Source organism: Pseudomonas sp. BN607, assembly GCF_029871175.1.
Lineage (GTDB): Bacteria > Pseudomonadota > Gammaproteobacteria > Pseudomonadales > Pseudomonadaceae > Aquipseudomonas.
Map to the genome: position 1 here is coordinate 1 of NZ_SSOE01000041.1, position 25634 is coordinate 25634.

28 protein-coding genes are annotated in these 25634 nt (G+C 56.7%); 16 read left to right on the forward strand and 12 right to left on the reverse strand.

Annotated features, from left to right (window positions below; genetic code table 11):
• Nucleotides 1–79: 79 nt before the first annotated feature.
• Both E8E68_RS10370 and E8E68_RS10375 read left to right on the forward strand, forming a co-directional pair.
• Nucleotides 80–310, forward strand: coding sequence for a DASH complex subunit Dad3 (locus tag E8E68_RS10370; protein ID WP_280341099.1), 231 nt, complete (start codon nt 80–82; stop codon nt 308–310).
• Between the two features lie 132 nt (nt 311–442).
• Entirely contained in the window at nt 443–691 is a 249-nt protein-coding gene (locus E8E68_RS10375) for a hypothetical protein (protein ID WP_280341101.1), read from the forward strand.
• Between the two features lie 390 nt (nt 692–1081).
• On the opposite strand, the gene E8E68_RS10380 is transcribed toward E8E68_RS10375, so the two are convergent.
• Nucleotides 1082–1501 (reverse strand): helix-turn-helix transcriptional regulator, encoded by a 420-nt coding sequence (locus tag E8E68_RS10380; protein ID WP_280341104.1) that lies wholly within the window; start codon nt 1499–1501, stop codon nt 1082–1084.
• 95 nt (nt 1502–1596) lie between these two features.
• Between E8E68_RS10380 and E8E68_RS10385 the strand changes: the two genes are divergently transcribed.
• The 8 genes from E8E68_RS10385 to E8E68_RS10420 all read left to right on the forward strand — a co-directional run bounded on the left by E8E68_RS10385 (nt 1597) and on the right by E8E68_RS10420 (nt 7884).
• The gene (locus tag E8E68_RS10385) at nt 1597–2727 is read left to right on the forward strand and encodes a phage/plasmid replication protein (RefSeq protein ID WP_280341109.1); all 1131 of its coding nucleotides are present in this window, start codon (nt 1597–1599) and stop codon (nt 2725–2727) included.
• Nucleotides 2724–2954 (forward strand): hypothetical protein, encoded by a 231-nt coding sequence (locus E8E68_RS10390; protein WP_280341112.1) that lies wholly within the window; start codon nt 2724–2726, stop codon nt 2952–2954. Before E8E68_RS10385 ends, E8E68_RS10390 begins: the two co-directional genes overlap by 4 nt.
• Nucleotides 2955–3111: 157 nt before the next feature.
• Complete coding sequence (locus tag E8E68_RS10395) at nt 3112–3384, forward strand: propanediol utilization protein (RefSeq protein WP_280341114.1); 273 nt, start codon at nt 3112–3114, stop codon at nt 3382–3384.
• 234 nt (nt 3385–3618) lie between these two features.
• Nucleotides 3619–3885: a TrbC/VirB2 family protein gene (locus E8E68_RS10400; protein ID WP_280341117.1), complete on the forward strand. Its 267-nt coding sequence runs from the start codon at nt 3619–3621 to the stop codon at nt 3883–3885.
• Nucleotides 3886–5136, forward strand: coding sequence for a hypothetical protein (locus tag E8E68_RS10405; RefSeq protein WP_280341120.1), 1251 nt, complete (start codon nt 3886–3888; stop codon nt 5134–5136).
• Nucleotides 5137–5141: 5 nt separating this feature from the next.
• A complete protein-coding gene (locus E8E68_RS10410) occupies nt 5142–5462 on the forward strand; it encodes a DUF5455 family protein (protein ID WP_019098610.1) in 321 nt (106 codons plus the stop codon).
• A gap of 1 nt (nt 5463) precedes the next feature.
• Complete coding sequence (locus tag E8E68_RS10415; protein ID WP_280341129.1) at nt 5464–6540, forward strand: zonular occludens toxin domain-containing protein; 1077 nt, start codon at nt 5464–5466, stop codon at nt 6538–6540.
• 3 nt (nt 6541–6543) lie between these two features.
• Nucleotides 6544–7884, forward strand: a complete 1341-nt coding sequence (locus E8E68_RS10420) for a maturation protein (protein WP_280341132.1) — start codon at nt 6544–6546, stop codon at nt 7882–7884.
• Between the two features lie 593 nt (nt 7885–8477).
• On the opposite strand, the gene E8E68_RS10425 is transcribed toward E8E68_RS10420, so the two are convergent.
• From E8E68_RS10425 to E8E68_RS10445, 5 genes are all read right to left on the reverse strand, one after another.
• Nucleotides 8478–9416, reverse strand: coding sequence for a transporter (locus E8E68_RS10425; protein WP_280341134.1), 939 nt, complete (start codon nt 9414–9416; stop codon nt 8478–8480).
• Nucleotides 9417–9477: 61 nt separating this feature from the next.
• Nucleotides 9478–10671, reverse strand: coding sequence for an acetyl-CoA C-acyltransferase (locus E8E68_RS10430; protein WP_266029222.1), 1194 nt, complete (start codon nt 10669–10671; stop codon nt 9478–9480).
• A gap of 42 nt (nt 10672–10713) precedes the next feature.
• Entirely contained in the window at nt 10714–11484 is a 771-nt protein-coding gene (locus E8E68_RS10435) for a crotonase/enoyl-CoA hydratase family protein (protein WP_266029221.1), read from the reverse strand.
• Nucleotide 11485: 1 nt separating this feature from the next.
• Nucleotides 11486–13135: an AMP-binding protein gene (locus E8E68_RS10440; protein WP_266029220.1), complete on the reverse strand. Its 1650-nt coding sequence runs from the start codon at nt 13133–13135 to the stop codon at nt 11486–11488.
• A gap of 79 nt (nt 13136–13214) precedes the next feature.
• Nucleotides 13215–13979: an SDR family NAD(P)-dependent oxidoreductase gene (locus E8E68_RS10445; RefSeq protein WP_266029219.1), complete on the reverse strand. Its 765-nt coding sequence runs from the start codon at nt 13977–13979 to the stop codon at nt 13215–13217.
• Nucleotides 13980–14112: 133 nt separating this feature from the next.
• Here E8E68_RS10445 and E8E68_RS10450 point away from each other — a divergent pair, with 133 nt between their 5' ends.
• Nucleotides 14113–14742: a helix-turn-helix domain-containing protein gene (locus E8E68_RS10450; protein ID WP_266029218.1), complete on the forward strand. Its 630-nt coding sequence runs from the start codon at nt 14113–14115 to the stop codon at nt 14740–14742.
• Here the strand turns inward: E8E68_RS10450 and E8E68_RS10455 are convergent.
• The 5 genes from E8E68_RS10455 to E8E68_RS10475 form a co-directional block, all read right to left on the reverse strand.
• Nucleotides 14687–15991, reverse strand: a complete 1305-nt coding sequence (locus E8E68_RS10455; protein ID WP_280341146.1) for an MFS transporter — start codon at nt 15989–15991, stop codon at nt 14687–14689. The genes E8E68_RS10450 and E8E68_RS10455 overlap by 56 nt on opposite strands.
• 83 nt (nt 15992–16074) lie before the next feature.
• Nucleotides 16075–16926 carry an enoyl-CoA hydratase-related protein gene (locus E8E68_RS10460; protein ID WP_266029216.1) on the reverse strand — a complete coding sequence of 284 codons (852 nt, stop codon included), beginning with the start codon at nt 16924–16926 and terminating at the stop codon, nt 16075–16077.
• A complete protein-coding gene (locus E8E68_RS10465; RefSeq protein ID WP_181097912.1) occupies nt 16880–17719 on the reverse strand; it encodes an amidohydrolase family protein in 840 nt (279 codons plus the stop codon). Before E8E68_RS10465 ends, E8E68_RS10460 begins: the two co-directional genes overlap by 47 nt.
• A 286-nt stretch (nt 17720–18005) precedes the next feature.
• Complete coding sequence (locus E8E68_RS10470; RefSeq protein WP_266029215.1) at nt 18006–18668, reverse strand: RraA family protein; 663 nt, start codon at nt 18666–18668, stop codon at nt 18006–18008.
• A gap of 53 nt (nt 18669–18721) precedes the next feature.
• On the reverse strand, nt 18722–20071 hold the full coding sequence (locus tag E8E68_RS10475; RefSeq protein WP_266029214.1) for an MFS transporter: 1350 nt from the start codon (nt 20069–20071) through the stop codon (nt 18722–18724).
• Between the two features lie 151 nt (nt 20072–20222).
• Between E8E68_RS10475 and E8E68_RS10480 the strand changes: the two genes are divergently transcribed.
• Both E8E68_RS10480 and E8E68_RS10485 read left to right on the forward strand, forming a co-directional pair.
• Complete coding sequence (locus E8E68_RS10480; RefSeq protein WP_266029213.1) at nt 20223–21122, forward strand: LysR family transcriptional regulator; 900 nt, start codon at nt 20223–20225, stop codon at nt 21120–21122.
• Between the two features lie 101 nt (nt 21123–21223).
• Nucleotides 21224–21889 (forward strand): RraA family protein, encoded by a 666-nt coding sequence (locus tag E8E68_RS10485; protein ID WP_280341155.1) that lies wholly within the window; start codon nt 21224–21226, stop codon nt 21887–21889.
• Nucleotides 21890–22047: 158 nt separating this feature from the next.
• Here E8E68_RS10485 and E8E68_RS10490 read toward each other — a convergent pair whose 3' ends face one another.
• A complete protein-coding gene (locus tag E8E68_RS10490) occupies nt 22048–22947 on the reverse strand; it encodes a LysR family transcriptional regulator (protein WP_266029211.1) in 900 nt (299 codons plus the stop codon).
• Between the two features lie 113 nt (nt 22948–23060).
• Here E8E68_RS10490 and E8E68_RS10495 point away from each other — a divergent pair, with 113 nt between their 5' ends.
• Genes E8E68_RS10495 through E8E68_RS10505 form a run of 3 tightly spaced genes read left to right on the forward strand, consistent with a single transcriptional unit; the run spans nt 23061 to nt 25620 of the window.
• A complete protein-coding gene (locus E8E68_RS10495) occupies nt 23061–24251 on the forward strand; it encodes a CoA transferase (RefSeq protein ID WP_266029210.1) in 1191 nt (396 codons plus the stop codon).
• Between the two features lie 17 nt (nt 24252–24268).
• The gene (locus tag E8E68_RS10500) at nt 24269–25234 is read left to right on the forward strand and encodes a hydroxymethylglutaryl-CoA lyase (protein ID WP_266029209.1); all 966 of its coding nucleotides are present in this window, start codon (nt 24269–24271) and stop codon (nt 25232–25234) included.
• On the forward strand, nt 25231–25620 hold the full coding sequence (locus tag E8E68_RS10505; protein ID WP_266029208.1) for a VOC family protein: 390 nt from the start codon (nt 25231–25233) through the stop codon (nt 25618–25620). The genes E8E68_RS10500 and E8E68_RS10505 overlap by 4 nt, the downstream gene beginning before the upstream one ends.
• The last annotated feature ends 14 nt before the right edge of the window (nt 25621–25634 follow it).

Consider the following 25634-nt stretch of genomic DNA (forward strand, 5'->3'; position numbering starts at 1 on the left):
CATAATGTTTCTGACCTTATGTTGAGCGACGTCTGGAAGATGCCACCGGCTCCAGGCGTCGCGTAACATAGGGTCGATTATGAGAATCCCCCTCACGCTCTCCGAACGCGCTGTGCGCGATGCCAAGGCTTATATGGTCAATCCCGACCCTGAGCACGCGGTCGAATCCCTGATTGACTCCTACGGCAACCTAGTCGCAGACGTGCGCAAGCTGCGTGCCCGGGTTCGCCAGTTGGACGACGAATCCGCCGAACTGGACGTTCTTATCAGTAAGCTGCGAGAGGTCGCCCGGCTGATCGACGACCTTTGACAGGTACCAAAACACTCAACCTGGTTAGATCGATCGAAGGGCTTTTGGTACCAAAAAATGGATTCTATCGAGATAAAATGGTACCATTACTGCAACCCGGGGCGACTCCCAGGAACAAGGATAGGTACCAAAATGCTGATTAAGATCCCAAACATGGACGACCAAATTCTTGAGCAATTGAAGGCGGCCACCTGTAGAAATACTGGCTCACGTGCTGTTGAGTCTGCCGCCATTGGCTACCTTGAATTGCGGGCCACCGTCGCGAAACAGCATCACGAGAACAAGCGGCTGATGCAGAGGCTTGAGGCCGCTGAGGCGACGATTCAACGTGCCCGAGCCGCTGCATCTGAGTTGCTTGAGCGCACTGCCGAACTCATCTGATCGGTACCAATTGATTTGCCGGCGAAGCGGTCCTGGACGGGAGTCTGGTACCGCTTTTTTGCTTTTGGCCAACCGTCCCGGCGCCGTCTTGAATGGTCAAGGGCCGCGACCCCGGCTCGTCGTGACAGCGCTTCATCGTCACGATGAACGGAGTCCCGGAGCGCAGCGCCCCTTTACCACGCCTCGCCCCTTTATCCTCTGAGGTGGGTGGCTGGGAGGCGCTTTTCCTCCCGGCCTCCCGCCGATGCATCAAAGGGATGCCCGCCGGAGGCGCTTTTGATCTTGATTTGTGGTCGCCCTAACTCGGGCTGGAGAGGGCCGCCGAAGGCGGACCGAGGGTGGGGGTGCTGTTACACCCCCACTTTGGTATGGACTTCCATACTTTCAGGGTTATCGCAGAGCTTCTTGCTCGTATCCGAAAAGCACACCTTTCAGGGCAATGCGGGCTTGAATCCGCGCAGCCTCCGGCAGGGCCTCAAACCTCCGTAATATGGGTGCTAGGTCTTGGGATACCGATAGCTCGTCAGCGTTGAGCAACAGCTCATCTGTGGTGACGCGAAGCACCTTCGCCATGGCGACGATCTTGTCACCAGACGGCATGCTCCTGCCGGCCTCGTAGGACGTATAGCTTGATTTGCTGATCCCGGAAGCCTCCCACACCTGCTCTTGCGTCAAGCCGCGTGCCTCCCGAAAACGTTTCAGGTTTGCGCTGAGAATCATAGATCGCTCGGTTACGTTGCTCATATCCTCCGCAGCGTAACCACTGTCATTCCGTACAGTTCCGGTATCCCGGTACATTTTGTCTTGCATGTCGGTATCCTCCATGGCTAGAATTCTGCCAGTTTTGTACCGGGATTCCGATATTGACGGATTCCCAGACGGCAATGGATCGCTAAGGACAGCGGATGTTCATCGACTGGCTGACAATCTCTCAAGAGCACGACCACGACCTGCCGGTCGTCTGCGATGTGTTCACGCTGACGATTGACGCCAATACGGACGAAGTCCTAAGCACGAAGCAGCCACGGTTTGTTCACCGCGAAAGCTTTTCCACCTCCGTGACGATTCATGTGTCCGGCCGCAATGTGCGCATTGATGGCAACCCGAGCCGGGTAGGGCGCATGGACAACCTTTTTGGATTCACAACCATTGACCAGTGCGTTGCTGTGTACAACGCGTTACTTGCTCAGTATGGCCTGCCGCCTTTTACGCGATGCACTCGCGTAATGCTTCGCGATGGGGCATCGGGCGGCAAAGCTGGTGATCTTGTAGCTGACGGCGCGGTTATACATCGCATTGACCTGACGACTAACGTCGCTCTCGGCGAAGGGAATGCACTTGCTTACTTGCGCGGCGTTTCATCGCAGCGCATTGGTCATAGTATTGGCTACTTGTATCCGAACGGTAGAACAGTTGCTTGGACTCCCAAGGGGAATGGTAAGGGCGGTCGCCTACAGTACCGAAAGGCATACGAAAAATCTTTCGAAATGGATCAAAATTTGTTGCCAAAGATTAAGCGCGAATTTGGCGAAGATTCGGAAGAGTACAAGTATGTTGTGCAAGTCCGCGATTACTGCGTCGAGAATGGCGTAGTGCGTATGGAACAAGAGTTGAAAGCAGAGTATTTGAAGCGCGAAGGGCTGGCCTACTGGGGCCTTTTTAAGGAAGCCCGCTTCATTGATATACACAACGAATTTCTTGCCATTGACGAGCGATTGCAGGTTACGGCCATGGATATGATGACTATCGCAGACAAGTTACTTGAACTCGAAATAGTAAACAGCCGACAGGCTGCAAACTCTACCGCCTCCGCAGCGATTCTCTGGATGCACGGACATAAGTTTGATTTCACCAAGTCGCAGGTCAAGACAAACGCTGCGAGACTTAATCGTATCGGGATAAATATTCGCAACGCCTGCGATACGTCGCGTTTTGCGCCTGTATTCGTTCGTCAATGCCGGGAAGTTACCAAGCGCGAATTGCCAGTGCCTTCTTGGTATCGTCGTCCAAGCCACCTGCATCTGGTGGCGGCATGAAAACTGTAAGCTTTCAAGGCACACAGCTTTCACCTGGGCAGCAGCGCAGACTGGAACAACAGCGCCAAGTTCAGGCGTTTATGAATCCGGTTCTTGCCGAGCAAGTTGCACAGACCATAAAAGTGCTTGAAGTACGAAAAGAGCAGGGCGCTAAGCCTGAGAAACAATGGACTCTTGTAAGCGAGTCTCGCGGCACTACCTGTATAGCCGATTGGATGGGCTACTAACCATGCTCGACTTCTCTATGTGGTATCTGGCGATACCGGCCGTGATCTTTGCTCTGTATGCACTGGTGTGTGGCTAGCATTTATTTTCGCCCAACTGGGCATTTAATGAGCCGGGCAAAGTTCTCGGCCGCCATTTGAAAAAAAAGAGGGCAACACCATGTCTAATACTCTCATTGTGGAAGTTACCGGTCAGCAGCGTTCTGGCATCGCGGCCAAGAGCCAGAAGCCGTATTGCATGTTCACGTGCTTCGTTCATCTGCCGAACATTCCTTATCCGCAGATGTGCGACTTCTATGCGCAGGCCGCTAACGAAGTTCCGCAGCCCGGTACTTATGAGTGCGACATTATTGCAACTGTGCGTGATGGTCGCCTGAATTTTGAGGTTGACCCGCGCCAAGGTCGTCGCATTAACAGCGTCAAATCGGCGTGACTGAAATTCTTGGCCAGATAACACTGGGTGATATCTGGCTACTCCAATTCATGCAAGGCATTGTCTTCTTGGCAGGGCTGGGCATGATTCATGGGCACCAGAGGTAAGCATGGCATTAACTTTTGAAGTTTACCTGTACCTGCTGGGGTTCTTTTGCTGTGTCTTCGGGGCTGGCTGGATGATTGGCCGGACCTTGTTAGGCTTTAAACAACTACTTGATGTGAGTGTGAGCTAATGGAAAAGCTGAAATCGTTCTTCAAAAAAACTACTGTTCGCAGCGTTGCTTCCGCTGTTGTTGTAATGGGCATTTCCGGCGCTGCAATGGCCGCTGAAGGCTCGGGCGGCTTCGATGTAACGGCGTTCATGGATCCGATCAAAACTTCGTTGACCGAGAACCTGACCACCATTCTCGGCGTAGTCGGTGTGATCTTTGCCGCTTACTGGGGTGCCACTTCCGGCATCCAGATCGTGCGCAAGTTCCTGAGCAAGGCAACCAGCTAAGTGTTCCGCAGGGTTATTTTGACCCTGCTTACTGCCTCGGCGCTTTTGGCGTCGGGGCAATCTCAAGCGGTGTCATACAAGTTATCCACTTCTTCGACCACTCACTACGCCACACTTGAAGAAGCCTGCACAGCATCATTTGCCTCTTTCAATACGAGCGGGTCATATACGGAATCAAAATACCTGTCTGCCACTGAGAAAGTAGCAGGGTATTCGTATACCTGTAATATGCAGGGGCTTAATCTGGCTAGCGTTTGGAAGGATATAAAAACGACAGTATATGTAGTTGAAAAAGGGTGCGCCGCCGGACAAAGCGTGGCGGTTAAAAGTGCTGTTGGTTCAGTTAGTGAGGTTGACGGCAAATTTGTAGTTGGCACTAGGACACCTGAGCAAGGGTGCTTAGACGGCTGTATGGTTGAGCAGAAGTACGAGAACGGTTCCGATAAGTCTACTGGCTGTTACTTCGTTACCGGATCAACTACGCAAGGTTTTTGTAATTACAGCCTGATGACTACCGGCCAGTCATGCAATGGCAATACACTCTCTCCAGGTGGGACGGGTGATCCACTGGTGAAACCCGAAGAACCCACTGATCCTGGTGATGATGGAACGGGCACGCCGACTAATCCCGGGTGCGTTTTTGACTGCGATGACGGAGGCAGCAATGGAAGCGGTAGCGGTGGTAGTGGTGGGGGCTCTGGTGATGGCTCTGGCACCGGTACGGGTGAGACTGGTGGTAGCGGCAGCGGTGATGGGGGCGGCTCTGGTGATGGCTCTAACGGGTCTGGTGGAACTGGCAGCGGCGGCTCTGGCAATGGTGGTAGTGATAGCGGTGGTTCTTCTGGCGGCTCTGATTCGTCTGGCACTCCGTGTAAGGGCCTGAACTTTGGTGAAGCCGGCTGCGCTGAGTATGTTTCAGCTCAAGGATTGAATAGCACTCTCTCTGCATCGTCTGAAAGTGTGAAGACCGCCCAAGATGGTGTGTGGAGCGCTTACGACGACGTTGTAATCGAGGGCGATAAGATTCAACAGTCCGCAGAAGATGGTTTATTGCAGCGTTTCGGTTCGATGCTCCCCGCTCCAGGCGTATGCGTCAACCCGGTCATGGATTTGAAGTGGACTATTATCACAATTGATGTTTGTCGCTACACGTTTGTGAAACAAATACTCGGCTGGATGTTTGCCGTGTTCACGATGATCTATGTGTATCGCACCATGACTTCACTGGGCACTAATAATTCTGAGGCTTAAAGAAGATGCCAGCTATTCTGTTGCTGCTCTCCGGCATAGCGACGTTTTTAGCTGAGACGTTTGGCCGCTACATGTCCGAAAAGCTCTTTCATTTGGGGAGCGCCATTGTTGGCTTGGGCATTATGTTTGCGGCGGCCTATGCGTCTCTAGAGGCGCTAATGGGGGCACTTGCAACCCAGTTTCCGCCTGAATATTCGTCACTGCTTGTCGCATTCTTGCCGGACAATACCGGCATTTGTATCTCTACTTGCATCAGTGCCCGGTTCATCAAAGCTGGGTTTGATTGGAAAGCTCGCTTGGCAACGATAAGCCAGCAGGGAGGCTAAGTTGGCTGTATATGCTGTGACTGGAAAGCTTGGGGCAGGGAAGTCGTTATACGCTGTCTTTAAGATACAGCAGTATCTGTTTCAAAAGCGCAGGGTTGCCTGTAACTTCGATATCAGTATTGGCAAGCTGCTTAGTGAAAAGAACACAACTGCTAATGTATGCAGGCTTCCGGACATGCCTACAGCGGATGATATTCGTGCTCTTGGTCGTGGAGATGGCAAGCCGGAAAACTCGGATTTCTATGATGAATCTAAGTTTGGTGTCATTGTCCTAGACGAAGCCGCACTTTGGCTAAACTCGCACGACTACAACAAAGGCGCCGCGCGCGACCTGTTTAATCTGTTCATCCTGATTCGCAAAATGTGTTGGGATGTGTACATTCTGATTCAGAACATCGATGTACTAAATTCGCAGATTAAGAAAAGTATTTGCGAGCACGTGGTGTACTTGATGCGTCTTGATCGAATGAAGATTCCGGGCGTCTCTCAGATTGGATTCATTGTGACTCTTGGGTTTTGGAAGGGGCATCTTCCGCGAATGCATCACGCGGTTATTCGCTATGGCCTTGGGGCGAGTGCGCTTCGTGTTGGCTCTGAACAGTTCCGGGGGACTTCGCTTTACGGTGCGTATAACACGCGGCAAAAGTTCGACAGTACGGAGGAGGTCGGGACGTATTGCGTTATCCCGCCCGGGCGAATCCCTCGACGGATTCCAGCGGCTGCATTGAATTGGGGTTTCATTGTGAGAGCTACAAAGATCTATTGGCGTCGATTGAATCGCGTCCTTTGCGTCCTCGTCGGGGCAACGCTTGCCACTGGCGTATTGATGTACCTGCGTCCTCCCGAGGCTACTCCCGAAGCCTCTATCGCGGCTGTTCAGCGCGGCCTTGAGCAGTACCGCAGTTACAAGATCGTGTCTTCTCGTAACTTCAATGGGAATTGGTACTACGAGCTTTCGGACGGATCCAAGAAGATCAGTTCGGACGACTTAATTAGCCTTGGTATTGGTGTGTATCCGCTCGGCGCCGGTCAGCTTAGGCTTGAGTCTAAAACCGGTTCGTTCTTTGTGTTCAGGTGATTTATGCGCAAACTGGTGATGCTGCTTGTCATGGCGTTTTCTTCGGTTGCGCTCGCAGATCGTGTCGAGTTCGCCAATACGCCGCTGGAAGATGTAGTGAAATTTGTAGGCCCTAAGTTTGATCACCCGATCATCATCGGCGCCGACTTGTCGAACAAAAAGATATCGCTGTATGGCAGTTATGAGACGCCACAACAGCTAGAGTTTCTGCTGCAACGGTCGGTTGAGTCGGTCGGCTTGAATTACGTTATCGCTGCTGACGTAGCGACAATTTCGTCAGTCAAGATGCCGGATGTAGAAGCCGACTTCGAACAACCGGCGCTGCTCCAGGGCAACGCCGATTCGGCGCCTTTTGTAGTGATGCCGCCCGAGCAAGTGCCGGAAGTTGCAGAACCGGTGATCAACCATGTGTACCCGCTGCGATACGTCCAGTCGGCCTATGTGATTGATGCCGTGATGCCAGCATTTGCGCACGAAAAAGGGGCAGGGCGGCCGATACTCGTTTCGCTGCCAACAAGTAATTCGCTTGTGTTTGCAGGCACCCAAGCGCAGTTTGACTTGATGAACACGCTGTTACCTGAGGTAGATAAGCCGCGTCAGCAAGTGCTGATTACGGCTGTAGTTGCTGAGCTTTCCGACAGTAACTTTCGAAGCCTTGGGGCGAACCTCAAGGGCGTCTTTGGCGATCTGAGCTTAGCGAGCGTTACCATGTCCAGTCGGTCAGACCTTGGCACTGAGTTGACCTTTTCGGGGCCGAAACTTAGCGCGTTCGTCCAGGCTGTTGAGAACTCTGGCGATAGCCAAGTGTTGTCCACGCCGCAACTCTTGGTCCTCAATCGAGAGAAAGCCAGCATCGTGGTTGGCCAGAATGTGCCGTTTTTGACCGGATCTACGACCAGCGCAGCGACCCCGGCTGAAAACCCTTACCAGACCATTACGCGCCAAGACGTTGGCCTAACGCTCGATGTGCTTCCGACGATTACCCCAACGGGTGACGTTGAGCTGGTCATCAAGCAGAGTGCATCGAGCGTGTCGAACGACCGTACGGCCTCGGACATCATCACGAATACGCGGCGCTTGAACACTAAGATTACGCTCCATGACGGCGCCGGTGTTCTGCTTGGCGGCTTGCGGCAGCAGAGTACGGAAGAATCTGTATCAGGCGTTCCGGGGCTGCGCAGCATCCCTTGGCTTGGCCGTTTGTTTGAGTACCGTTCGACCAACAAAAAGACCACGAACCTTGTTGTCCTGATTTCCGTCCGCGTGTTCCAAGACTCGACGCCGACGACGGCCAACGGCGAGCACAGCGCGTCACGACTAGAACGCGCCCTAGGAAAAAGCTGATGGAGGCCGGGGACGGACACGCGCGCAGCGAGGGGCTGGCACCGGTCGCCAGCTGCTTTTGTTAGTCCGCATTCGTGGAGTAAGTTCTTTGATAGCCGTTGGCTGTCGGCTGGGGTCGTTTGGTACCAGTCCCGAAACCGATCGGCGCAGGCCGGGGCCAGCCTTAGCGTTGAATCGGTACCAGATGAAAGAACCAGGTCATCTGCTGCAGGAGAATTTTGGTACCCAAGCCTGATGCGCATATAACTAAACTAAATGGTAATTTAGTCGAGTTAGAACCTTTGGTGCTGAATTGTAGAGTACACCGCCCCGCGGGAAAAATCCAAGGATGCTCATAATCCATATTATGTTAAATCGTGTGTATGAGTAATGGTGCCTGCAGTTGTCCATCCCACATCACCGCTGAGTTACGACGTCACAGTCCTAATCGGTCGTAGGCATCGTGAACGCATCACTTCTCCAGGGTCTTTGCTTCAAGGCGTGCAAGATCTAACCGAGCCACTGCTCGGCTAGACCTCACGAGAGATACCTCATCACCTAACCCCCGCGCCCCTTGTTGTGTTTGAGCCGGCGTGGTGTGGCGCGATCATGGCTCAGAATGGCAGTCGAGCCTGCAGCCAGATGCGTGTACCTTCAGCCTTGTTCTTTGCCCCGAACTCTTCCTGCAGCTTGGCCACTACGGCGAAATCCTTGGTGAAACGGTACATCGCATAAGGCCCGAGGGCGTTGACCGAGCCGCGATTGCCGTTGCCATTGACTTCCTCGCCATCAAGCTTGTCGTCGGTGGTCTGTCGATACAGATAGCCGTTGATGCCCGCACTGAACGCCTGGCTGAAGCGATACCCTCCGCTGAACTCCAATGTCAACTCATCCCCAGAGCTGTAGTCCGTTTGTTCATTCCGGGTGTTGATGCCGTAGCGCAGTTTAGCGCTGGCTTCCCACTTCTCCGACGGAAGCCAAGTGACGGCGTAGAAAGGTGCAAACTGGTAGTAGTTGCGTCCCGTGTTCACCGGCTCGTCCTTGTCGTAGTCGCCGGTGGGCAAGAATGTTTCGATGCCTGCTGTTTGGTGCAAGGTTTTGGCATGCCAACCAAGCAGAACCGGTGCGAAGCTGAGGTCGCCCAGGTTTGTAGACGTGCCGCCTTTGTCCAATGGGGCCAAGGGCGCTGGACGCGCGACGTTCAAGGTCAAATCGATTGTTGGGACAGCGAGCGCCGCTCGGGTTTCGACGTTTGCGCCCAACCATTTCACCCCGGGCCATACATAGCTCAGGCGCAAGGACACGACGTCTGACTTAAGGCGATATCGAGCAATATTGGGATTGTCACGACCGTCGTTGGCTTTGACGTGTGCGGCTTCGTAGTGGGTGTAATACAACAGGGTATTGAGGCCTTCAGGCAGCATCATCCCAGACATGTTGGTCTCCACACCCAACGGGTAGGAGTTGCCATTTCCCTCGGTTGCGCTGGCAGTACCTTGTAGACAAATCAGCAAACCGGCGGCCTGCATAACACGAACGTGTACAGCATTCATTGGTAGTCCCTCTTTTTGTTGTTGTAGAGACACAGCGATGAGTGATGCCTGTTGTCAGCCGTCAGTCATGACACACCTCAAAGAGCGCTGCGGCACCCTGCCCGCCTCCGACGCACATGGTCACCACGACGTACCGAGCCCCCCGCCTGCGCCCCTCGAGCAGAACATGCCCCGCCATGCGCGCACCCGACATGCCGTAGGGATGTCCCAGCGCGATGGCACCGCCGTTGACGTTTAGCCGCTCCAATGGAATGCCCAACTGGCGCTGGCAATACAGCACCTGAGACGCAAAGGCTTCGTTCAACTCCCATAAGTCGATGTCGCCGATACCCAGCCCATGCCGAGCCAACAGCCGGGGTACGGCTAAGACCGGGCCTATCCCCATCTCATTCGGGGCGCAGCCAGCGCTGGCAAATCCCCTGAAGACTCCCAGCGGCTTGAGGCCGCGGTCGCGTGCGTGATCGGCGCTCATCAATGCGCACCCTGCAACGCCATCACTGAGTTGTGACGCGTTGCCAGCTGTGACCGAGCGTTGTGTGCCGTCAAGCACCGGCGCCAGCGCAGCCAACTGATCCGCCTGGGTTCCTGGGCGGTTGCATTCGTCTTTGTCCATACGCACAGGCTTGTCGTAATACTCGTATGAGGCCTTGTCCAAGGCGCGAGTGACCACATCCAACGGCACGATTTCATGCGCAAATAGGTCATCACGCTGTGCCTGGGCGACCCTTTGCTGGCTGATCACTGCGTATTCATCCTGGTCAGCACGCGTTACGCCGTAGCGCAGAGCGACTCGCTCTGCCGTCTCTAGCATGCTGATGTACGCGTCAGACCTGTGCTGCAACAACCACGGATCCTGGCCGTAGTGCTCATTGGTATGCGCGTTCTGCACCAGACTGATGGATTCGCCACCGAGCGCCAGCATGATTGAGCACTCGCCGAGCTTAATGCGCTGGGCTGCACTGGCGATCGCCTGAAGACCAGACGCGCAATGTCGGCTGACTGTCTGCGCGGCCACGCTGTCCGGCAATCCAGCACGCAGCGCACTGAGCCGGGCGACGTTTTTGCCCTGGGTCCCCTCGGGTCGACCGCAGCCCATCACCAGCTCTTCCACCTCGTCACCCTTCAGCTGCGAACGCTCGAGAATGGCTTGGATGATCGGCGCGGCCAGGCTGGGCATTGGCGTGTGATTGAACGCACCTCGATACGCCTTGCCGATGGCAGACCGGGCGTATGCAACGATTACCGCGTCATGCATGGGGTTCTCCTGCCGGGCGCTGCTGCCAGCACCCGGCCATGATCAAAGCGCCTGGACGATGGCCTGGTGAGCTTCGGTGTGATGGGAAAGTGCCTGATAGGCTGCCGACAGCTCCAGCAAGGGTTCAAGGCGGGTGTGCTGCCCTTCACGCAGCAGCTTCTTGGTCAGCCTCAAGGCATGGCCAGGATTGGCGGCAATGCGCCGGGCAAGATCGAGCGCGGTGGCCATAAGCGCGTCCGGTTCGACTACTCGCGACACCAAGCCGTACTCGAGCGCCTGCTGCGCCGAGATGGTATCCCCGGTAAAGGACAGCTCATATGCTCGGGAAAGGTTGTTCAATGCTCGGGGTAGCAGCCAGGCGCCACCGTCACCGGGAACAATGCCAAGGCGGACGAAGCTTTCGGCAAAGCGGGCCTGCTGCGAAGCGATTCGGATATCGCACATCAGGGCCAGATCGCAACCGGCACCGATCGCGGCGCCGTTCACCGCCGCGATGGTCGGTACCTCCAGGTGATAGACCGACAGAGGAATCTGCTGGATGCCATGCCGATAGCCGTCGCGCAGCTCGTAAGGGCTGCCAGCGAAGAGCCCCGTTCGCGCCTTCATGTCCTTGACGTTGCCGCCGGCGCAGAACGATTTGCCGGCGCCGGTGAGTATGACCACTGAAACACGACGGTCGCGATTGATCCGCCCACACACGTCAGCGAAAGCATCGAACTGCGTCTGATGGCTCAACGCGTTGTGCTGATCAGGGGCGGACAGGGTCAAGGTGACAATGCCCTCGTCGAAGCTGTACTCAATAAAGTCGCTCATATCAGGCAGCCTCTTCCTTGAGTTTTGCACTGACGCGCTCCACCAAGTCCTTCTTGGACACCTTGCCGAAGGTCGACAACGGGAAACTGTCTACCAGCTCAAGGCGTTCAGGGAGCTTGAAACGGGCAATTTCCTGGGTCTGCAGATAGCTGACCAGCTCCTCAAGGTTGAGCTTCGCTGCCGGTTTGAGGATGACAAAGGCGCACATTTTCTCGCCCAGCACCGGGTCAGGCATGGCCACGCAGGCAACATTAGTCACCGCAGGGTGCGCTAGCACCAGGTTTTCGATCTCCTCGGCAGAGATCTTCTCACCCCCTCGGTTGATCAGATCCTTCTTGCGGCCCTCGACCACGTAGTTGCCGGAGGGCAGTTCACGCATCATGTCGCCGGATCGGTAGAACCCATCCGGGGTGAAGGCCCGTGCATTATGTTCGGGTGCATTGAAATAGCCGCGCAGGGTGTAAGGGCCGCGACAGCACAGCTCTCCCGGCACTCCCAACGGCACGGGTTGGTCGTCCTCCCCCAGCAACATGACCTCATCGTCTTCGCACACCGGTCGCCCCACCGATTCACGACGCACATCCAGCGGGTCATCGAGTCGGACAAACATCAGAAGGCCTTCGGCCATGCCGAAGTTCTCCTGCACTGTACAATTGCGCAGCACATGCTCGGTGAGTGCGCGTGTTTCTGGTTGCAGTCGCTGACCACCGGACTGGATCACCCGAACGCTGTCCAGGTTGAATTCGTTTACCTGTGGGTCGTTCATCCACATGATCAACAGCGCTGGCACAACATGGATGTGCGTCACCTTGAATCGCTCGATCAGTGCGAACACCTCGCCCGCGCGGGTACTGCCATGCAGCACTACCTTAGCGCCACAGAGCATGAAGCCCTGCAGCCCCGGGCAGGCCAGCGGCAGGTTGTGGGCGATAGGCAATACGTTGAGCAGTACGGAGTTCTCGGTGATGCCTGTGTAGCGCGAAGCCAATCGCGAGTTGCAGGCGTAGTCATTGTGCGAACGAGGGATCATCTTCGGGATACCGGTGGTGCCTCCCGAAAGCAGGAACAGCGCTGGACTACAAGGGTCAATCGCCGCCTGAATGGCATCGATCTCAGCGGCATCACGCTCAGGCTCACGCCCCAGCAGCTCACTCAGTGAGACAAATCCTGGGGCAATGTCACCTAGCACGAACTTGCTGCGAATGCTGCCAGTGTCGGCTTCGACGCGATTGATGATGTCGATGAAGTCGCAGTCCTTGGAGCGATCTGCAGTAATGGTTGCGGTGGCACCGGACAGCTCGACGAACTGGCGTAGCTCGCGATAACGATGTGTGTGCAACGCCAGAATGGGGCGCACGCCAATCTTCTGTAGGGCGAGGTAAACGAAAACAAACTCCAGCACGTTCCCTAATTGAAGCACCACGATGTCACCTGGTACCAGGCCAGCATCCAGCAGGTTCAGGCCTAGACGCGTAGCGATCCGATCGAGTTCGGCGTAGCTGACTTCCCGACTTGCGTCACATACAGCAATGCGGTCGGCGTACTGACGGCACACTTCGCTGAACACGTTGGCAAGGGTCTGGTCTTGCCAGTAACCTTTTGAGCGGTAGTGTGCAGCGAAGCTTTCTGGAAACGGCACGAATCCCATCATGGAGAAATCCTCGATGTTGTCGTTATTGTTGGAAGGATGACGCGAGGCCGGCGCGCAGCGACGGCCTTGAAGGCAGAGGTCAGGTCGTCTTGGCGAAGCCGCCATCGATTACGATGGTTTCACCTGTCACGAAGTGCATGTGCTCGATCAGCGTCAGCACCACTTCGGCGACGTCAGGCATGGTTACGCAGCGTTGCAACGGTGTGGCACGAGCACGTCGGGTCATCAGCTTGTCGTAGTTGTCGCCAAGCATCCATTCCATCCACGCCCCTTCCATCCAGCCTGGCGCGATTGCATTGACCCGCACCTTCGGCCCCATGGCATTGGCGAGCGTCTGAGTCATACTGATCACCGCCGCTTTGGAAGCGGAGTACGGCAGCGGTTGAGCACCGGGGCGCATGCCAACGATCGAGGCGGTATTGACCATGCAAGGGCGCGGTGCTTCAAACAACAGGGCTTTTGTGTGCTTGGCAATGAGGAACAGCCCACGCACGTTCACTGCAAACACGCGATCCCAATCTTCAACATCGATCAGGTCGAACTTCTTTGGCGGCGTGTCGATCGATACGCCGGCATTGCTGCACACCACATCCAGGTGGCTGTAGCGTTCACTGATTGCCGACACCATAGCTTTGACACTGGCTTCGTCCGATACATCGCACTGCAGGAGCATGGTCTGCGCCCCAACTGCTTCGCAGGCCTCGACAGTGGCCCTGGCCGAGGCTTCGCTGCGGCTGTAATTGATGATCACGTCGTAGCCGGCTTTGGCCAGCGCCACGGCAACCGTAGCCCCTATGCCAGAGGCGGAGCCGGTGACCAGTGCGACTTTTTGAGCTGTGGACATGTTCTACCTCGTTTTTGTTTTTAAAAGAACATGTTCACTTTTAGACGCGATCAGAATGTTTGTCAACATGGGGGGCATCACTTAAGATGAGACCTACAAAGCGCAAGAAAACCAGAACAATCAAAGGTCTGATATGAACGAGAAACCGCCTGCGCCGTTGGGTTTGCGTGAACGCAACAAGCTCGACAAATTTTTGCGGATCCGTGCCGCCTCAAAAAAACTCTTCACCGAACAGGGTTTCGAGCCGACGACGACTCGGCAGATCGCTCAGGAAGCAGACGTGGGCCTGTCGACCCTGTTCCTCTATGCAACCGACAAGCGCGACCTGCTCTTTCTGGTGTTCAACGATGACCTGGACGACCTTACTACCCGCGCCTTCGCTGATTGCCGGGCCGATGCCCCACTCTTGGACAACCTGCGCCAGGCCCTGCGGCATTTCTTCGTGTTTTACGGGCAAGACAAGGTGATCGCGCGCGACCTGACTCGCGAGATCACCTTCTACACGACGGGGATGCAGAGCGAACGCTTTCAGGCGACCCGAGCACGTACCATCGACTCTATCGCCACCCTCCTCGCCTACGCGCGCGCCCAAGGAGAGGTACGCTGCCAGGAGGACGATGCCATGATTGCAAAGACCATGTTCTACCTACTGGCAGCGGAGATCCGGATGTGGTTGGCCAGTGACTCTGAGTCACCGGAAGATGGCGTCAATGAATTGATGATGCGCCTGAACCTGATAATGCATGGTCTGCAGGCGGGTTGACCTCAGGCGCCTTTCCCTGTGCACACAGGTTCGGATAGCGCCCCACCCCCAGCATTAGAACGCATGCCAGCACCATGCACCCGGCGAACAACAGCAGCACGCTGTCATAGCTGCCCTGTAAGGTTTGACCTACCCCCATAAGCAGTGGGCCGAAAGCCGTACCCAAGCAGAACAACCCGAACAGGTAACCATAGATCTCACCAAATGCTCGCAAGCCGAAGTACCGTGCAATCAAGTAGGCGATCAAGTCTACCTCCGCACCGACACCAAGGCCGATCAGCGCCGCACAGAACATCGCTGTGGTGCCCGTGGCGCCACTGTAGAGCAGGAGGATGCCAACCACAGGGCCGATAAAGAAGAAGACCGTCACGAACGGGGCAAACAGATAGTCAAGGAGGTAGCCTGCCCCCACTCGGCCAACGATCAACGCAATCCCGATGATAGATGCAATCTGCGCTGCTTCAGCGGCTGGTACCCCCCGGTCGGTTAGCAAGGGCACAAAGTGCACTGAGCAGCCATTGATGGCCAAGGCTGCCAGGAAGAACGCGCTGCCTATCAACCAGAACGACCGGCTCCGTATGGCCTGGCTAACGCTCATGCCGATCCTGTCTGGCGCATGCGGCAGACCATCAGCAGTAGGCTGGTTATCGGGGAAAAGTCCAAGATCTGAAGGCTTGTTCTTGAGTCGCATCGCCACAATCGCCGCGCCTAGCACAATTACCAGGCCCATCACTACATAGGCCCAGCGCCAGCCCAAGGACGCCACGGCATGCTGCGCCAGCATGGGCATCAGGGCAGCCCCCACGCCGATCCCGGCCATGCTCAAGCCCAACGCCAATCCACGACGACGTACAAACCAGCAACTCACTGCCATGGCGTAAGCCGTCGGGGTGCCACCGGTCGACAGCAATCCAATCACACAGAACGCCAGGTAGAACAGCACGAGGTTGGCAGGTAAAAGCCCTAACGCCATGACCCCTACACCAAAGAGCAGCAGCGCTGGAATCGCCACCTGCCGTGCACCTTTACGATCAATGAGTCGACCTATCCAGGGCGTGCATAGCGCAGCAGATAGGATTGCAACGGTCAGTCCGAGCGACACTTGAGAACGGCTCCAGCCAAACTCGGCAGTCAGCGGCTTCATGAAGATGCCGAATGTAAATACCAGGACAGGGCCCTGGCTAACGATCATTCCAACGATCGAAGCCAACACGACCCACCAGCCGTAAAACATGCGCGACGTATTCATTGCCTGTTACCTGTGATTATTTTTATTCAGGTACCGGTACCCATTGTGAGGGTACCGTATCGGGTGAAAGCCGGTGCAGCGGTTCAACATCCTCGCCAATGAGGTCGCCGTTTTTCAGCGAAGGCTCGGGGCCCTTCAAGGCTGTCCGCGCTGAGTTTGCGACGTTCTTCAGCCTCGTAGCGTTGGCTGACCGCCTGGGCAAGTGGCAAGTCCAGGCCTTGCATGGCACAGGCCTTGGTGGCGCGCACCGCTAGCGGTGCGCAGGCGAGGATATCTGCCACCCACTGTTCCACGGCCTCATCAAGCAGGTTCGCAGGCACTACTTCGTTGATCAGCCCCAACTCGTACCCACGCTGTGCAGTCATCGCTCGCCCGGTCAGCAGATAGCCCATTGCAGCCTTCAGACCGATCTGCCGAGGTAGACGATGTACTCCGCCCGCAGTCGCTATTAGCCCGCGACGGGGTTCTGGCAGACTCAATTGAGCATGCTCGGCGGCAACGATGATGTCGCACGCCAAGGCAAGCTCCAGCCCTCCTCCGTGAGCGGAGCCGTTGAGACGCGCAATCAGAGGCTTGGTGAAGTTGAAGCGGTCAGTCAGTCGCGTGGTGCGCTGCCATAATGCAGCCTCGGCATCCAGCTCTTCCTGTGATGCCGTGCTGGTCGCAGCCAGTTGCTTAAGATCGCGACCGGCGCTGAACGCATGCTCGCCTTCACCTGTCAAGACCCCGAGCCAGAGCTCTGGGTCAGCTTCGAGCTCATCGCAGGCCAGGCTCAACTGATGGTAAGCCAGCGGATCGAGCGCGTTACGCACCTCGGGGCGGTTGATTCGTATATGGAGCACATGCCCGCGCCGCTCGGTCAGCACATGCTTCTGCTCGCCGCCCACTTCAGAGCCCCAGCACACGTTCGGCGTTTTTGTGGAAGAACAGTTCAAGGACTTCTTCGGAGTAACCCAACTCGTTCCATTCCTTGAATAGCCGCTCATGGGGGATGCTGGGGTAGTCACTGCCGAACATCACTTTGTGCTTGAGGCGGCCTCGGATATCACGCTTCAGCGCTTCTGGCAGGTATTTAGGTGCCCAGCCGGACATCTCCCAAAAGACATTGCCCTTGTGCAGCGCGCAGACGGTGGTTTCATCAATCCATGGATAACCAGGGTGGGCCATGATGATTGTCAGATCAGGGAAATCTGCCGCCAGGTTATCGATGGAAGAAGGATGTGCATGGCGAGTCTTGGCACCCATGCCACCTGGCATGCCGGCCCCCATTCCAGTCATTCCAACATCGATCATCACGGGGACTTTCAGCGCGTTGATCTCCTCCCACAGTGGGTAATAACGCTGATCGTCGACGCTGAAGTGCTGCATGATGGGGTGAAAGTGGAAGCCGAGCATGTCCAGGTCCCGGATCGCGTGCTTCGCTTCATCAATCGCGACTTGCCCCAGTGCCGGCTCGACAGCGCCCCACGCCTGAATGATGCAGTCGTGACGGTCGCGCATCCCGGCGACGTAGTCGTTGTCACATGGCACGGTGTTGATAGTGGTACGAAGATCCAGTGCAACCAACACCGCCTCAATGCCTGCGCTTTGAAACTCACGCACCACTTCTTCTTCGGTCTTGGCCTTCCACTCGCGATGCCAATACTTGGCCAAAGCCTCCACATAGGGGCCCTGACAGTCGATCCAACGTTGAGTGTTCGGGTAGCAGTGCAAGTCGATACGTCGCATATGATCATAGCCTTTTTGTTGTTGATCATTTATGAACACGTTCTTTATAGGGGCGATTTGAATCGCTGTCAAATGCTTGCACAGCCTGGGTAAGGGCTAGAATTTGACGCCTGCAGGCCGGTCATTCCTGAGATTCAGGCCCAGCGGATGTGCGACTTTCGGCATTTCAGCTATGCAGGGCGAGGCTGTGCTGACGCAATTAGTCGCGGCGAAAACGGCAGGCTCGCCTAGATCGAAGCGCGCCTGCCTGAGTGAGCGGGTCTGCCGTCGGCAGGCTCTGGGGGACTTACCCTTTGCGCTGGAGAGTGTGGTAACCGTGGTCCTCGCGGGCCTGCTTCAGGGTCTTGCCCTGACTGATGGCGGCGCGGATATCGGCCTCCACGGCTTCGATCTGGCGGGCAAGCTGGGCGACATCACGGGCACGCCCGCGTGGCACCACCACTACGCCATTCGCGTCGGCCACGACGATATCCCGAGCGCAGACTCGCGCCTGGCCGATGGACACCGGCTCGTTGACTGCGCCGACCTCGACCCTGTCCTTGCCGGTGCGCATGAAGCGGCCCTTGGTGAACAGCGGATAGCCATCGCCCAGCGCCTTGTTGACATCTCGGCAAACGCCGTCAATCACCGTGGCGGCGACTTTTCGTGAGCCAGCGTACTGGGTCATTATGTCGCCCCAGACGGTGCAATCAGTCCGGCCGTCATTGTCGATCACCACCACATCGCCCTCGCCCACGTCCTCGACGAAGTCACCGACAGTGCCCGGCGGCACGCTGGCGGACACATAGCGGACGGTAAACGCGGGGCCGACCACGACCTGCTTGTAGTCGGCCAGTGGCATCACGCCAAAGCAGTGCCCTGGCAGGCCCAGCTTGTCCATGGCATCGGATACGCCGGGGGTGTCGAGCCCCTCGAACAGCGCGACCAATTCTTTGTCTTCGGTATTCATCAGCAGCTCCTTGGTACGGTCATCAAATTAAAGAATGTGCAGGGCAAAAAGCTTCAGGTCGTAGCCGTTCTGGGGACCGGTTCGATAATGGTCAACAGCAACATGAAACTGACGAACGAGCCGATCGCCAAGTAGGAGAAGACGTAGCTCCAGCCGTAACTGTCGAGCAAAAGGCCGGTCAGGAATGGAGTGGCTGCGGCGCCCAACTGGCCGACCATGTTGACGATGGCATTGGCGATCGGGAAGGTCTGTTTGCTGGCCAGCGCCATGGGGTAAACCATATAGGACGAAAAGCCCAGGCTCAGCACCACCCCCGTGGCCATCAGCAGTAGCCCATACGCCAATGGGTCGGCGGGCGAATTGATCAAAAGGTACATCATCACCGAGGTACCCAGCGCCGACAGCAGCATTCCGGGCTTGCGCCGGCCGGCCAGCCAGCGGTCCGAGCAGTAGCCGCCCAGCAGGTTGCCCAACACGGCGCCGACCCAGGGCGCTGCCGAGACCAGGCCCATGTTCATTACAGAGAAGCCCTTGACGGTCATCAGATAGGTCGGGATCCAGGCCAGAAGCACGCTGGACACGCCCAGCTGGAAGCAGTAGCTCAGCGCGCTGCCCCATATCTGCCAGGAGCCGAACACCTGGCGTCGGGTTTCAAGCTGTGGTACTTCGCGTCGACGAATGAAGGCATCCAACCGAGCAAAGCTGCGCGCCTTAGGTCGCCCGGTATTGCTCGCAGCGGTTCCGGTGCCGCCGGCCACTGCCGGATCGCTGATGTAGTCCAACTCGGCCTGGTTGACGAACCCGCTCTTGGAGGGGTGATCGGCAACCAGGAAGTACCAGGCAATTGACAGCAGGATCCCGGGTACGGCAAAGAAGTAGAACACCTCGCGCCAGCCCCACACCGAAATGATCACGGCGCACAGGGGGGGGACGATGACTGGGCCGAACTTTACCGCAGACAGAAAGATGCCCGAGGCGATGCCTTTTTCCCGGGGCGGGAACCAGTTGTTGATGGTGGTCGTCATGCTGATCGGTAACGGGCCCTCCGCCACACCCAGGCCCAGGCGATAGAGCTTCAATGCCAGCAGCGAGCCTGCCGTGCCGACCAGGCCGGTTAGCACCGAGGTCATGATCATTGCGCCGGGCAGGATTCGGCTTACGCCGTATTTGCTGAACGCCAGCCCGGCGGGAATCTGGGCCAGTGCGTAGGCCAATAGGAATAGGCTCATGAGGCCGCCGGCCTGGGCGTTGCTCATCTCGAATTCCTGGCGGATGAACGGCAGCGCGACACCGAGATTGGCCCTGTCCGCCGCTGCGATGGTGTAGATGGAAAAGATCATCCCGGCAACGATCCAGCGGTAACTGCTGCGCCCTTTGGCATGGACTGTTTCAGCGGTCAACATAATGTGCTCACCCTTTTTGTTGTAATTCGCGGGTAATCTAGGCACGGCAATACAAGAAAAAAAGCGACAAAAACTCAACTCAAATCATCGCTTTAAGTGAATAATCTGAGTTCCACTCGCCGTAGACGGCAGCCGTGCCGAGGTAATAAACGTGATCACCTTGAAGCAAATCGAAGCCATTTACTGGATTGTCGAGCTGGGCAGTTTCGAGGCCGCCGCCGTCAAACTGAACATGTCACAGTCGGCGATTTCCAAACGGGTCCAGGAGTTGGAGGATGCCTTCGGCGTATCGATCTTCGATCGTTCCAAGCGCACTGCCCGGCTTACGCAAAAGGGCATCGAACTGTATGGCTGCGCGGTGGACATGCTGCGCCAGCGTGACGACTTGCTCGAACGCATCAGCTCGAAGGAAACCCTGATCCGGCGGTTTCGCCTTGGGGTGACGGAACTCACCGCGCTCACCTGGCTGCCCTCGCTGGTCGAGCGCATACATCAGACCTACCCACGGGTCGACCTCGAGCCTTCCATCGAACTCAGCACCGACCTATTGCGGCGGCTGGAGAACGATGAGATGGACCTCATCGTAGTGCCCGACATCTTTCACGATCCGCGCTTCATCAGCACGCCCTTGAACGCCGTAGAGAACGCCTGGATGTGTGCACCCGCCTTGTATCCAGGCGACAGCGCCATCAGCCTGAACGCGCTGGCGAGCTTCACCGTATTGACGCAGGGCGGCAGCTCTGGGACCGGCCTGACCTACGAGCGCTGGCTGGCAGAACACGACATTCGCCTTGGCAAGACCCTGACCAGCAACTACCTAGTGGCGCAGGTTGGCCTGACCATCTCAGGTGTGGGCATCAGCTACCTGCCGCTCGCCTGCATGGGCGCACTTATCACCCAGGGGCGCTTGAAGGTGATCCAGACGCAGCAGCCACTGCCAACCATCAAGTATGTCTGCGTTCACAGGGCCGACCGCTACCAGGGGCTAACGGTCGAAGTAGCCCGTCTCGCCCAGCAAACCTGTAATTTCAACCAGCTAATCATCACCTGAGTCGATGGTTTCTGATGTAAAAATATCGCTAAAAGCAAAGCCAGTTCTCTCCTAACATCAGCGCACGCCCCGATGGTTACCTCTTGATTAGGAGATTGAACATGTCGTTACCCGGGTCCCGCATCCTCGCTTCACCTGCTCCGGCCCCCGCGTCAGTCATCGAAGCTTTCGCTTCGGTGGTCACCCCGCACATCAGCGACAACCTCGGCCGCCACATTGGCGCCCGAGGCCTGACCCGCTACAACACCACTGGCAAACTGGTGGGTACCGCACTGACCATCAAGACCCGGCCTGGTGACAATCTCTATATCTACAAGGCCCTGACCTTGCTCGAGCCGGGTCATGTATTGGTGATCGACGCCCAAGGCGACACCAACAATGCGGTCATCGGCGAGCTCATTAAGCTCTACGCCGAACAACGCGGCTGTGTGGGGTTCATCGTAGACGGCGCGATTCGTGATGTGGATTCCTTCCGTTCGAGCCCCTGTTACGCGCGGGGTGTCGTGCATTGCGGTCCCTACAAGACTGGCCCAGGCGAAATCAACGTGCCGGTGTCGGTTGGCGGCATGCTGGTGAACCCGGGTGACATCATCGTCGGTGACGAGGATGGCGTCGTGGCGTTCCCCCTCGTAGCGGCCGAGCAGGTGCTGGCTCAGGCCCGCGCACATCAAGCCCATGAAGAGCGGGTAAAGGCCGAAATCGCCACTGGAGCTGTGGAACAATCCTGGCTGGACAAGGTGCTGGAAAAAGCCGGGTTGGCGGATTGAAACCCGCTGCCGATCAGCCCTCCCGTGGCGGACCGTCTGACCGCCACGTTAACTTCCCCATATCAGCGCACGCATCAACTCTTATGGCAGGTGGCAAAGGCCGTTTCTGCACAAGAGCAGTCAATTCATGAGCGTCCGCTACCTGCTGGAACTCAATTTTATTCCAGACTTGTCAGGAAGTTGAAGAGATTCGCGGCTTCAGGGGACAGTCGCGTATTGACCGCGACACCTGCGAATAAAGTTCGAGATGCCCAAGCGTCCACAAGCGGAACAGCTTTCAATGTAGTCTCAAGAAGCCCGTGCCTCACCGATTCCAAAGGCAAAATTCCGATACCCAACCCAGCCTCGATCATTCGGCAGATGCCATCGAAGCTGGCCACCTGAATTCTGACCTTCAACAGTTTTCTCGCCTCATGGGCAGCATCGTTAATGCGCTGCAATAGCGAGCTGCCTTGATTCAGCGCGACGTAGTCATAATCGAGCGTGTCAGCAAAGCTCAACTGTGAAAATTCGGCCAAGGGGTGATCGTTTGGCACCAAAAGCACCAATTGGTCTGCGCGGTAGGGTCTTACCTCCAGATTGGGTGCCAGTACATTGTCAGCGAAGATGCCTATATCGGCACGCCCGTCCTCAACGGCCTGGATCGTCGAGTCGCTAAGCGCTTCTTCCATGCCGATACGCACGTGCGGGTTCGCCGCAAGGAAAGTGTTGAGGTCCTTGGGAAGGAATTGGATTACAGCTGACGTATTGGCGAACAGCCTGACGTGCCCGCGGATGCCATGAGAAAAATCATTGGCATCATGTGCCATACGTTCGACACCTTCGAGGATTAACCGAGCATGTTCGGCCAGGCCTCTCCCGGCTGGCGTTAACTGCAGTCCTCTCGGAAGTCGAATGAACAGGGTGCAGTCGGTGACGCGTTCGAGTTCGGCGAGCCGCTTGCTGGCTGCCGATACGGTCATGTGCGCGCCATCCGCAGCCTTCGTCAGGTTCTGGCTGTTCGCCGCCAGTACCAGCAGCCTCAGAGACGCCAGGTCGAGTTGAAGAAGATTCAGCACGCATCGCCCCATCGTTTCCATTTTGGAAAGTGTAATGGAAAACTTTGAAATTCTCACGCCGGCGCTTTAGAGAGATGATCCAAGCAGAACCTCCAACAAGAACGGAAAACGTCATGAGCCTACCGCTGGATGGCATCAAAGTCGTCGAAATGGGACAGCTGATCGCTGGGCCTTTCGCTGCAAAAATCCTCGCCGAGTTCGGAGCCGAAGTCATCAAGATTGAACCCCCGGTGACGGGCGACCCTTTGCGTAAATGGCGCTTGCTGCACAATGGCACTTCTGTGTGGTGGGCCGCCCAGTCTCGTAACAAGCAATCCGTCACGCTGGATCTTCGCCAGGCAGAGGCGCAGGACGTCGTGAAGCGACTGATACAAGACGCTGACATCCTCATAGAGAATTTTCGTCCGGGAACCCTCGAAAAATGGGGGCTTGGATGGGATGTGCTGAGTGGCATCAATCCAAACCTGATCATGTTGCGTGTATCAGGCTACGGGCAGACCGGACCTTATCGCGATCTTCCAGGCTTTGGGGTCATAGGTGAAGCAATGGGCGGGTTGCGGCATCTATCCGGTGAGCCAGGGCGCACGCCTGTGCGTGTAGGCGTGTCGATGGGTGATTCATTATCGGCGCTGCATGGCGTGATCGGGGTCCTCCTCGCTCTGCGTCACCGGGAGCAAAACCATGGTACAGGTCAGCAGGTGGACGTGGCGCTTTACGAATCAGTCTTCAACATGATGGAGAGTCTGATTCCTGAACATTCCGTGTTCGGCACGGTACGCGAGCCAGCGGGCAGTAGTCTTCCAGGGATTGCCCCTACCAACGCTTATCGTTGCCAAGACGGAAAGTACGCTCTGATCGCAGGTAATGGCGACAGCATCTTCAAGCGTCTGATGGAGAAGATCGACCGGCACGATCTGGCCGACGATCCTGAGCTTCAGCAAAACGACGGACGTGTCCGCCATGTCGCCAGGTTGGATGCTGCGATTTCTACTTGGACGGCTGAACGTCCACTGGACGAAGTACTTGCTGCGCTGAAAGACGCCAACATCCCCTCCGGTAAAATCTACGATGCAGCCGATATCGCTGCCGATCCCCACTACCAGGCCCGCGGCATGTTGGTCCGCAGCGAGCTGGATGACGGTACGCCGGTCACTTTGCCTGGAGTCGTCCCCAAACTTGAAGCAACGCCCGGGCAATTCCGTTCGCCCGCCCCGAGGCTGGGCGAACACACCGACGCGGTTCTCGGCCGTTTGGGCATCGATGCTCCCACCCTTGAGCAATGGCGGCAGCGCGGCCTAATCTGATTAGCGGAGTATCTTGAATGAAACGCCTGTTCATGCAGGAAGTTGCGACCCGTGACGGCTTCCAGAACGAAAAAAACTTTATACAAACCGATGATAAGATCTCGCTCATCAATGAGTTGAGCCAGTGTGGTTACGCCAAGATCGAAGTCACGTCGTTCACGTCGCCCAAGGCCATCCCGGCGCTGCGTGACGCCGAAGCGGTCATGGCCGGCATAGCTCGCCAACCTGGCGTCGAGTACACGGTGCTTGTGCCGAACGTTAGGGGGGCTGAACGCGCATTAAGCTGTGGCATTGATGAGGCCAACTTGGTGATGTCAGTCAGCGAACCGCACAACCGCTCTAACTTGCGAATGACTCGAGAGCAATCGTTTTCCCAACTCAAGGATGTGGTTGGCGTTATTGGCTCTGGACCCGTGGCAGTAAACGTTTCATTGTCGACAGTTTTCGGTTGCCCAATGCAGGGTGACGTCTCGAGTGCTGATGTGCTTCGCTTCGTTGAACGCTTCGCTGCACTGGGGGTGCGAGGTGTGACGCTCTGCGACACCACTGGCATGGCTTACCCGTCACAGGTTGAAGCGTTGTCCCGGCAAGTGCTCGAGCGCTTTCCCAGCCTGCAAATCACCCTGCATTTTCACAATACCCGTGGCATGGCCTTGGCCAACACGCTGGCCGCACTTGCCGCAGGCGTTGACCGTTTCGATGCTTCTCTGGGCGGCCTCGGTGGCTGCCCATACGCGCCGGGAGCGAGCGGCAACGTCTGCACAGAAGACCTGGTGCACATGCTCGAACTGATGGGTTACGAAACTGGCATGGATCTCCACCGGGTACTGGCAGCATCAGCGCGCCTGCCAGTTTTAATCGGCCACGATACGCCCAGCCAGATCCTCAGGGCAGGCAGGCGCCTGGATTTGCATCCGATACCGGAGCATGTGCATACGCTCACCAAGCAGATGACCAACATCGAGTTGGAGCGTGCGCAATGATCGATCATCTCGACCACCTGGTCCTCACCACAATCGACATCCAGGCTTGCAAGGACTTCTACGTCCGGGTGCTGGGGATGCGCGCCGAGACCTTCGGCAGCGGTCGGTTGGCGCTGTGTTTCGGCAATCAGAAAATCAACGTCCACGAGCGCGGACGGGAGTTTGAACCCAAGGCACACTTGCCTGTGCCAGGTGCTCTGGATCTGTGCTTTATCACAAGCATTGGGCTCGATGCCGTGATTGTCCGCCTGGAGTCGGAGGGCTGGCCAATCACCGATGGCCCCGTACAAAGAACGGGTGCAACCGGGCCTATTCGCTCCGTGTATGTACGTGATCCCGACCTGAATCTGATTGAAATCTCCGAGCTTCTCGCACCTAATCGCTGAAGAGACCCATTGCC